Origin of the sequence: Actinoplanes sp. NPDC049802 (assembly GCF_040656595.1) — a bacterium.
Classification (GTDB): domain Bacteria; phylum Actinomycetota; class Actinomycetes; order Mycobacteriales; family Micromonosporaceae; genus Actinoplanes.
This window is the reverse complement of the sequence record NZ_JBFAMR010000025.1, coordinates 98,459-107,659: the sequence shown is the minus strand read 5'-3', so window position 1 is coordinate 107,659 and position 9,201 is coordinate 98,459. Positions and strand designations below refer to the sequence as shown.

Genomic DNA, 9,201 nt, shown 5'->3' with positions numbered 1-9,201 from the left:
ATCCCCGCCTCGGTGGCCACCGGCCACCCCCGCCTCGGCGACCCGGCGCGCCCAGCGGTGTGGCGCAAGGCCGAGGTCGACGACGGCGCCGGCGAACGCGGTGAAGCTCGCGCGGCTGCGCAGTTTGCTGATCGGGGAGACGGCGAGAACGCCGGTGAGCAGGAGAACGCAAGTGACCGTGGCAACGCGCATCGAGCCCCCGATGGCCGCGTATCAACGGTGGTGAAGCCACGTCGATAGATCGACGAGAGGCAACTGGTCGGGGCAACTCTTCGATGCTGATTGTGAGCGCTCATAGAGTCCGGAAAGAGATGAATCATGGCCGGCCATCGATTGTCAGCGCGTCGTGCGGTTGCTGGATCGGCGACCGCGCCATTCCCGGCCGCTGATTCACCGGGTTCGCGCGGTGGACCGGAAGCCGTGGCCGTCTCGGATCCGTGCGCCGGTAGCCTGGCCTCGTGCTGCGCATGATTGCCCTGGCGGCGATGATGGCCTGTCCGTTGCTGGCCGATCCGCTCGACGCGGGCCTGCCGGTGTGGATCACCCCGCTCAGTCTGCTCGCCGTCGTGGTGGCCGTGGCGCTGCACCGGTCGCGGCCGTCCGCCGTGGCGCTCGGGATGCTGGCCGCCGGCGCCGTCGACTGGCGGCTGTTCGTCGCCGTCGCGATCCTGTCCTATCTGGCCGGGCGACGCGAACCGGTGGGCGCCGCCACCCTCGCCGGCCTCGCCGGGACGCTGGCCTTCGGCACGGCCGTCCCGCTGCTGCGCGGCCCCAACCTGTACGGCTGGCTCGTATGGATGGCTGGAGTGATCGTTCTCGGGCTGTTCCCGGCGCTGGTCGGCTCGTTCCGGCGTCTGCGGACCGAACTCGTCCGGGCCGGCTGGGACCGTGCCGCCCAGCTCGAACGCGAGCAGCGCATCGTTGCCGAACAGGCCCGCCTCCGGGAACGCGCCCGCATCGCCCAGGACATGCACGACTCGCTCGGCCACGAGCTGAGCCTCGTCGCCCTGCGTGCCGGGGCCCTCGAACTCGACGGCGCCCTCGCGCCCGAGCACCGGAAGGCCGCCTCCGAGGTGCGCGCCGGGGTCACCACGGCCGCCGACCGGCTCAGCGAGATCATCGGCCTGCTCCGCGACGAGGAGGGCCCGGCGGGCCCGGCCGGGGAGCGCATCGAGGAACTGGTCGAACGCGCCGCGAGATCAGGCGTTCCGGTCGTGCTGGAGTCCGCCGGCACCCGTGCCGTTTCCTCGGAGGACGGCGGTTCCTCGGAGGACGGCGCGGGCTGGCGTGCCGCCTCTTCGCCGGCCGCACCCGGTGACCTCGCCGCTTCCACGCCGGGTGCGGGCGACCTTGCCGGTGTGGCGGCCATGCGGTACCGGGCCGCCTACCGGGTCGTGCAAGAGGCGCTCACCAATGCCACCAAGCATGCCCCGGCCGCCCCGGTGCGGGTGAGCATCGACCGCGACGGTGACGAACTGATCGTGACCGTCCGGAACGAGCCGCCGTCGCGGCCCCCGGCCGGGCCGGTTCCGCACGGCGGCCGCGGCCTCACCGGGCTGCGTGAACGAGTCGGCCTCGCGGGCGGGGTACTGCGGGCCGGGCCGCTGCCCGACGGCGGGTTTCAGGTGGTAGCGCGTCTCCCGGTGCGGCCCGGACCGGTTCTCGACGACGATCCGGAGCCCACCCCGCCGGCCGCCGGTTTCCGGACCGTCCGCCGCCGCGCCCGGCGCGGACTGGCGCTCGCGCTCACCCTGCCCACGCTGCTCGCGGTGGCGCTGGCCGGAACCCTGATGGCCGTGTACGCCCACGACAACCGCACCTCCCACCTGCCGCCGGCCGAGTTCCGGGCGCTGACGGTCGGGGCGGATCGCGGCGAGATCGGCGGCCGGCTACCGGAGCGGCAGGCGCCGGAACACCGCGACGAGAACGGCCCGCCACCGCCGCCCGGCAGCGCCTGCGAGTATTACCGGTCGGCCGCCGGGTTCGTGCCGGCCCCGTTCGACGTGTACCGGCTGTGCTTCCGCGACGGCCGCCTCGTCGCGAAGGACGTACTCCCACCGGCCCGCTGACGGCGAACCACCGACCCCGCTGAAAGGTGCCACACATTGATCCGGGTGATGCTGGCCGACGACGAGACGATGATCCGCGCGGGTGTCCGTGCGATCCTCGCCAGCGAGCCGTCGATCGAGGTGGTGGCCGAGGCCGCCGACGGGCGTGAGGCGGTCGAGCAGGCCCGCCTGCACCGGCCCGACGTCGCGCTGCTCGACATCCGGATGCCGGTCATGGACGGCTTGCAGGCGGCCGCCGAGATCCGGCGGGCCGTGCCGTCGACCGCGGCGGTCATGCTGACCACCTTCTCCGAGGACGAGTACATCGCCCGGGCGCTCGACGGCGGGGCCAGCGGTTTCGTTCTCAAGACCGGTGACCCGCGGGAGCTGATCGCCGGGGTGCGGGCCGTCGCGGAGGGCGGCGCCTACCTGTCGCCGCGGGTCGCCCGCCGGGTCATCAGCAACTTCGGTGGCGGGCACGTGACCCGTGGGGTGGCCGCCCGGGAGCGGCTCGAAGCGCTCACCGGGCGGGAACGCGACGTGCTGCGCCTGGTCGGGGCGGGGCTGTCCAACGCGGAGATCGCGGCCGAGCTGCATCTCGTCGAAGGGACCGTGAAAGCGCACGTCAGCGCGATCCTGGCCCGACTCGGGCTGCGGAACCGGGTACAGGCCGCGCTTCTCGCGTACCAGGCTGGATTGACCGGATGAGCGGCAGCCGCGGCAGCGCCAGGACCACGACGGTGGTGGCGACGGCGCCGATCAGGAAGCCCGCCACCACGTCGTGCGGGTAGTGCACGCCCACGAACACCCGGGAGAACCCCGCCAGCAGCCCGACCGGCAGCGCCAGCAGACCGGTCCGCCAGGAGGCCAGCAGGATCGCCACGACCAGGGCGGCCGCGATGGTGCTGTGGTTGCTCGGGAAGGACCAGTCGCCGGTCGGGGGGCACTCGCCGGCCACGATCGGCAGGCCGGGGAAGGTGCGGCAGGGCCGTTCCGCGTCCAGGTAGGTCTTCGACCACTCGCTCAAACCGTAGGCGAGGACCACGCCCACGCCGCCGGCCAGGATCCGGATCAGGTTCGGGCTGCGGCGCGTGCGCCACAGGGTGAGCGCCCACATTCCGGCCAGCAGCACCACGCCCAGTTCGGTGAAGTGCGCCATGAAAGCCTGTACGCCGTCGGGAGTGGTGGCCGCCCACTCGACGATCGCCCTGTACCAGCCGCCGGCCACGTCCGGCACGTTCTCGATCTGTGTCTCGTTCGCCATGCCTCGAAACCGTAGGCACGGCGGCCCCTGCTGCCATTGAACGTTGGTGAGGAGCGGACCCTGACGAAAGTAAGGGGCCGGCCGGAGTGAGAAATAGAGCCTCTGGAATGCCTCAGTACGCCTGGTTACCGTCCGGTAACCCGCGCAACAAATCGGAAACTATCGATGCGCGCGCGGGCCTACCCGAGGGAGGCCGGACATGTCCGCACGAACCCGTATCTGCGCCGCGCTGCTCGCCGTAACGGTCACCGGCGTCACGGTGGCACCGGCCCGAGCGGCCCACGCCGTCACGTCCCGTGGCGTCACCATCCCCGCCTTCTACACGCCGCCGGCGACGCTGCCGGCGGCGGACGGCACGCTGATCCGCACCGAACCCCTCAGACTGGCGCTGTCGCTGCCGGGCATCACCGGGACGCTGCCGGGCCGGGCGACACGCATCATGTACAAGTCCACCGACTCCGGCGGCGACCCGGTCGCCGTGACCGGGGCCTACATCGAACCGGCCGCCGCGTGGCGCGGGCCGGGCGCGCGCCCGCTCGTCGTCCTGGCGCCCGGCACCATGGGCCAGGGCGACCAGTGCTCCACCTCGCTGGCCCTGCAGAAGGGGCTGGTCGTCGGCCTGGGCACCCAGTCGACGGTCTCGGTCGGCTACGAGGTCCTGGCGATGTACCGGCTTCTCGCCAAGGGCATCGCCGTCGTGCAGACCGACTACCCGGGCCTCGGGACCACCGACCGGCTGCACACCTACGTCAACCGGGTCGACTCCGGGCACGCCGTGCTCGACGCCGCCCGCGCCGCCCGCGCGCTGCCGAACACCTCGCTCACCGCCCAGTCCGGCGTCGGCCTGTACGGCTACAGCCAGGGCGGCGGCGCTGTCGCGTCGGCCGCCGAACTCCAGCCGGCCTATGCCCCGGACGTGCCGTTGAAGGCCACCTACGCGGGCGCGCCCCCGGCGAACCTGGCCGAGGTCACCGCCGCGATCGACGGCAGTGAGCTGCTGGGCGCGCTCGGCTGGTCGGTCAACGGCTTCGCCCAATCCGAACCCGCCCTGCAGACGCTGCTCGACCGCTACCTGAGCGCGGCGGGCCGGGCCACGCTCAAGGACCTGTCCACGATGTGCGTCGGCGACGCCATCCTCACCTACGCCAACAAGCGCAGCACGGCGTGGACGACCACCGGCCAGACGGTCGCCGACATCATCGAGGCCGAGCCGGCGCTGCGTGACTACCTCGCCGGGCAGACCATCGGCGCCCGCAAGCCCGCCGGCGTGGTCCGGGTGGCGACCGGGGTCAACGACGATCTCGTCCCGTTCGCCCAGGCCCGGGCCATGGCCGCCGACTGGTGCCGCCTCGGCGGCGACGTCGTCTATGCCCCGGTCAGCCTGCCCGAGGTGAGCAGCCCGTTGATCAACCACTTCGGCCCGCTGCTCAGCGACCAGGGCACCGCGGTCGGCTGGCTGAACGACCGGCTGGCCGGGCGCCCGGCCACGACCAACTGTTCGGCCGTCAACGGATCGTGAAAGCCGATCCGGTGGCGTGACAGGCTGCGGGATTGACGCCGCGCATCAGAGTGATCTTCCCGCAGATCTCTCTGGGCGCGGACCGCGGGCGGGGTTCGGCGGGCCACTCCCGGCCCGCCGGGCGTGCTGACCTGCAACCCGAAGGGCCGCTCGCGACGTACCGTTTCTGTGGGGAGGATTCGACCGGACCGCGAGACCTACGCCCAGAAAGATCCGACATCGATGGCGAAGACCACCGAGGAACCACAGCCGTGGGCCGCCCCGACCGCAAGCGCGTCGCTCGGTGGTGGCCCGGCCCAGACCTGCCGGGTCTGGCGGGAGAGTGACGGCACGCTCCGGCTGAATCTCACCGGATTCGCCATGGTCGGTGTCGACGTGGTCCTGCTCTGGACGCAGAACGGCACCGGCTTCAGCGTCGTGGGCAGGGTGGTGCCCCCGCCCACCGGTGGTATGCCCGGCGTGTACATGCGGGTGGACAAGACCGTGGGCGCCGTCGACCGGCGGCGCTCCCGGCGCGTCGCGGTGCAGGTGCCGGTCGTGCTGATCCTGCCCTCGGGGCAGATGTTTCCCGGCCTGGCGATCGACCTGTCGCTGGGTGGGGCCCGCGTCATCGTCGATCTCGATATCGACGACCTCGGCGAGGAGGCGTTGATCGACCTGGTCGACGGCCTGGCTCCCGGCCAGGCCGTCGTCCTCTCGGCGCTGCTGCCGGACGGCCCCGTGGACGTCGATTGTCACGTGCGCGGCAGCGACGAGCTCGGCGACGTCCGTCTGCTGTTCGTGGATGTGGACGCCGAGGCCCGCGGTCGGCTCGACGCCTTCCAGCGGAGCCAGTGAGCGCGACCTCCAGCCCACCGGGCTCAGCCCGGCGAGCGCGGCACAGACGGGACCGGGCAGCGAGCTGGGTACGGGCATGTCGGTGATCGACGGGAAGGGCCGGCTGCGCCACGACGGCGGTGTCGTGGACAGTCCGGGCCGGTACGCGCTGCGCCTGCCGGTGCTGCGCCGCCGCCGGTCGACGTTCCTGCACGGCATCGAGGACGGCGCCCGCTTCGTCGTCCGGCACCGGGCGGAGCGGCTCACGCCAACGGCAGCCGCATGATGGTCAGGTCGAGCCAGCGGCCGAACTTGGTGCCCACCTCACGGATCGTGCCGGCGTGCTCGTACCCGAACCGCTCGTGCAGCCGGATCGACGACGTGTTGCCCGCCTCGATGGCGGCGATCATGACATGGTGCCCGGCCGCCCGCGCCGCGTCGATGACCGTGGTGAGCAGCGCCGATCCGATGCCGCGCCCGTGCCGGTCCGGCCGCACGTACACCGAGTTCTCCACCGTGTGCCGGTAACCGTCGAGTGGCCGCCACGGACCGAAGGTGGCGAAGCCGGCCACCTGCCCGTCGGCTTCGGCCACGAACACCGAACCCCGCTCCAGGTGCGCGGCCAGCCAGGGGGCCGCCTCGGCCTCCGACTGCGGGATCTCGGTCCACAGCGCGGTCGTCTGCTCGATCGCCCGGTTGCGGATCGCCCGAATGGCCTCCATGTCACCGGCGGCGGCCGCCCGTACCGTCGTCTCGTATATTAGATTCATGTCCAATATCGTAGACCCGCTGGTGGGGCAGATCGCAAGCCGCATCCGCGCCGAGCGCGAGAACCGTCGGTGGACCCTGGCGCAGCTCGCCGACGCCTCCGGAGTGTCCCCCGCCATGATCAGCCGGATCGAGCGCGGCGAGAGCAGCCCCACCGCCGTCCTGCTGGGCAGACTCTCGGCAGCCTTCCAGCTCAGCATCGCCGCGCTCCTCGACGACGCCGGCACCGGGCCGGCCACCGGGGTGCGCCGCGGCACCGAGGCAGCCGAATGGCGCGATCCCGGCACCGGCTACCGGCGCCGCCAGATCACCGGCCCCGGCTTCCCGGCCGAGATCGCCGAGATCCACCTGCCCGCCGGAGCCCGCGTGCCCTACCCGGCGGCCGCGTTCGCCTTCATCCGCCAGATCGTCTGGGTGCTCGACGGCCGGCTCACCTTCCACGACGGCGACGCAGTGCACGAACTCGGGCCGGGCGACACCATCGAGCTCGGCGAACCGGCCGAGCGGGCCTTCGTCAACGCCACCGGCAGCGACTGCCGGTACGTGGTCATCCTCACCCGGCACACCCAGCCGTGACCGCCGTCCGCCTGCTTCTCGCCACCATCGCGGGCACGGCCATCGCCAACAACTACGCCATCCAGCCCGCGCTGGCCACGGTCGCCACCGACCTCGGCGTGGGACTGCCGGTGGCCGGGCTCGTGCCCACGGCGGCGCTCACCGGATGCATGGCCGGGTTCGTCCTGCTGCTGCCGCTCACCGACCGGCTCGCCCCGAACCGCCTGGTCGCGGCGCAGCTCACGGTCCTGGCAACCGCGCTGACCGTCGCCGCGGCCAGCGCACACCCGGCCGTCCTGCTCGCCGCCTACGTCGTCATCGGCGCCGCTGCGGGGGTGGCCGCGCAGGCCGGGGTCATCGCCGGGCGGCACGCGCCACCCGGCCGCCGCGCGGCGGCCGTCGCCACCGTGGCCGCCGGGATGTCGGCCGGGATCCTGCTCAGCCGCCTCGCCGGCGGCGCACTGACCGACCTGCTCGGCTGGCGGTGGATGCTGCTGGTCTTCGCCACGCTCGCCCTCGCCGGCGCGGTCGCCGCCCGGCTGCTGCTTCCCGGTGCCCGGCCCGCCGTCGTTCGGTTGCCGTTCTCCAGTGCCCGGCCCGCCGTCGTTCGGTTGCCGTTCTCCAGTGCCCGGCCCGCCGTCGCCCGGCTTCCGGCCATCGGTCCGGCCGCTTCCGCGCGGCAGCGACCCGCCGCTGACCGGACTCCCGCCGGAGCCGCAGGCCCTTCCGGGCAGCGACCGCACACGAGCGAGAGCTACACCGCCGCCCTGGCCGCCCTGCCCCGCCAACTACGGCGGCACCCGGCACTGCGCTGGGCGGTCGCCGCCGGCGGCCTCTGGTATCTCGCTTTCCATCTCGTCTGGGTCGCCCTGGCGCTCGCGCTCGCCCCATTCGGGCCGGCCGTCATCGGCCTCTACAGCCTCGCCGGGCTCCTCGGCTTCGCCGCCCTGCCCTACGCCGGACGGCTCACCGACCGTTTCGGCGCCGCCACCGTCATCGCGGCGAGCCTGCTCACCGCAGCCGCAGGCACCGCCCTGCTGGCCACCGGCCTGGACCATCCGCCGGTCACCGCGTTCGGCCTCGCCCTGCTCGACGCCGGCTGTTTCACCGCCCAGGCCGCCAACCAGAGCCGCGTCCAGGCCCTCGACCCGCGGCGGTCCGGCAGCCTGAGCAGCGTCTACCTGGTGCTGTACTTCGCGGTCGGCGCGGTCGGCGCCGCCCTGGCCGGCCCGATCCTGGACACGGCCGGATGGCACGGCGCCGCCGCCGTCGCCCTGGCCGCGCTACTGGCCGCCCTCGCCGTGGACCAGACGGCCGTACGACGTGAGCGTCCGCACCGCCTGGAACGTGACAATGCCACGCCACTCCAGACGTGACGCCTCGCTCGGCGGCTCCCAGGCGACCGGCCACCCGCCGTCCGGCAGTTGCGCGGCGGCCAGCTGATCCAGGTGCGCCTCGATCTGGCCGTCGGAGAACAGCCGCCGCCACGGCGAGTCCGCGGTCGGCGCGACGTGCAGGGGAGTGAGGCCGTACTCGCCGGGTTTCGGGGTGAGCTGGAACATCGCACTGCCGACCATCCGCTCCAGGACCGCCGGGGCGTGCTTCTCGGCCCGGTCCCTCTCCGGCACGTACGCCAGGAACGTCATCACCTCGGACAGCCCGTGCACCTCGCCGGGCAGCGTGCCGGTCTCCACGGCGTCCCAGCAGAACCGGGTCGCCGCCGCCCGCCACGGATGGTCGAAACCGAGCGCCCACAGATGTCCGGCCAGCCCGGCGGTCGGATTCACGCCCCGCTCGTAGGTCCAGTCGGTCCAGTGCGCGGCCCGCGGGAACTCCTCGATCACCGGGAACGCGAGCGGCACCGCGCCGTCGACGGCGACACCGGCCAGGAAGTCGCAGGCCCCGCCCAGCAGCTGAGCGTCGTGGGCGCCGGCGATCGCCATCGACTGGAAAGCGATCTCCACGTCGATCGGCAGGCTCGCCGGGCAGCGTTTGTCCGGTTCCAGGCCGTGGCCGAAACCGCCGTCGGCGTTGCGATAGGCCCGCAGCGCGTCCACCACACCGTCCGGCGGCGCGCCCTCGAAACAGGCGGCGAACAGGCGGCGCTCCAGCGGGCGGGCCTCACGGAGCAGGAAACGGGCAGCGGCCAGGAACGGGTTCTCATCGGTCACCCCGCCGACACTAGGCAGCCGCGCCCGGCCCGTCTTGTAGGAAACGGACACCGGACGATA

At 73.1% G+C, this 9,201-nt stretch carries 11 protein-coding genes; 7 read left to right on the top strand and 4 right to left on the bottom strand.

What is annotated here, in order from left to right; translation table 11 throughout:
- A partial coding sequence (locus tag AB0I88_RS19370; protein ID WP_361025876.1) for a hypothetical protein occupies positions 1–192 on the bottom strand: 192 nt, incomplete at its 3' end.
- Between the two features lie 275 nt (positions 193–467).
- Here AB0I88_RS19370 and AB0I88_RS19365 point away from each other — a divergent pair.
- A complete protein-coding gene (locus AB0I88_RS19365) occupies positions 468–2,069 on the top strand; it encodes a histidine kinase (protein ID WP_361025888.1) in 1,602 nt (533 codons plus the stop codon).
- Between the two features lie 36 nt (positions 2,070–2,105).
- A complete protein-coding gene (locus AB0I88_RS19360; protein ID WP_361025873.1) occupies positions 2,106–2,756 on the top strand; it encodes a response regulator transcription factor in 651 nt (216 codons plus the stop codon).
- On the opposite strand, the gene AB0I88_RS19355 is transcribed toward AB0I88_RS19360, so the two are convergent.
- A complete protein-coding gene (locus tag AB0I88_RS19355) occupies positions 2,674–3,312 on the bottom strand; it encodes a phosphatase PAP2 family protein (protein WP_361025870.1) in 639 nt (212 codons plus the stop codon). The two genes, AB0I88_RS19360 and AB0I88_RS19355, sit on opposite strands and share 83 nt — an antisense overlap.
- Before the next feature lie 199 nt (positions 3,313–3,511).
- Here AB0I88_RS19355 and AB0I88_RS19350 point away from each other — a divergent pair, with 199 nt between their 5' ends.
- The 3 genes from AB0I88_RS19350 to AB0I88_RS19340 all read left to right on the top strand — a co-directional run bounded on the left by AB0I88_RS19350 (position 3,512) and on the right by AB0I88_RS19340 (position 5,933).
- Positions 3,512–4,831 carry a lipase family protein gene (locus AB0I88_RS19350; protein WP_361025867.1) on the top strand — a complete coding sequence of 440 codons (1,320 nt, stop codon included), beginning with the start codon at positions 3,512–3,514 and terminating at the stop codon, positions 4,829–4,831.
- 222 nt (positions 4,832–5,053) lie between these two features.
- Positions 5,054–5,668, top strand: a complete 615-nt coding sequence (locus AB0I88_RS19345) for a PilZ domain-containing protein (RefSeq protein ID WP_361025864.1) — start codon at positions 5,054–5,056, stop codon at positions 5,666–5,668.
- On the top strand, positions 5,616–5,933 hold the full coding sequence (locus tag AB0I88_RS19340) for a hypothetical protein (protein ID WP_361025891.1): 318 nt from the start codon (positions 5,616–5,618) through the stop codon (positions 5,931–5,933). Before AB0I88_RS19345 ends, AB0I88_RS19340 begins: the two co-directional genes overlap by 53 nt.
- Here AB0I88_RS19340 and AB0I88_RS19335 read toward each other — a convergent pair.
- Complete coding sequence (locus AB0I88_RS19335) at positions 5,911–6,417, bottom strand: N-acetyltransferase family protein (protein ID WP_361025861.1); 507 nt, start codon at positions 6,415–6,417, stop codon at positions 5,911–5,913. The two genes, AB0I88_RS19340 and AB0I88_RS19335, sit on opposite strands and share 23 nt — an antisense overlap.
- On the opposite strand from AB0I88_RS19335, the gene AB0I88_RS19330 reads away from it, so the two are divergent.
- Together AB0I88_RS19330 and AB0I88_RS19325 are read left to right on the top strand one after the other, a co-directional pair.
- The gene (locus AB0I88_RS19330) at positions 6,416–6,991 is read left to right on the top strand and encodes an XRE family transcriptional regulator (RefSeq protein WP_361025858.1); all 576 of its coding nucleotides are present in this window, start codon (positions 6,416–6,418) and stop codon (positions 6,989–6,991) included. The two genes, AB0I88_RS19335 and AB0I88_RS19330, sit on opposite strands and share 2 nt — an antisense overlap.
- A complete protein-coding gene (locus AB0I88_RS19325; RefSeq protein ID WP_361025855.1) occupies positions 6,988–8,346 on the top strand; it encodes an MFS transporter in 1,359 nt (452 codons plus the stop codon). The genes AB0I88_RS19330 and AB0I88_RS19325 overlap by 4 nt, the downstream gene beginning before the upstream one ends.
- Here AB0I88_RS19325 and AB0I88_RS19320 read toward each other — a convergent pair.
- Complete coding sequence (locus AB0I88_RS19320) at positions 8,254–9,141, bottom strand: hypothetical protein (RefSeq protein ID WP_361025852.1); 888 nt, start codon at positions 9,139–9,141, stop codon at positions 8,254–8,256. The genes AB0I88_RS19325 and AB0I88_RS19320 overlap by 93 nt on opposite strands.
- Positions 9,142–9,201: the final 60 nt, after the last annotated feature.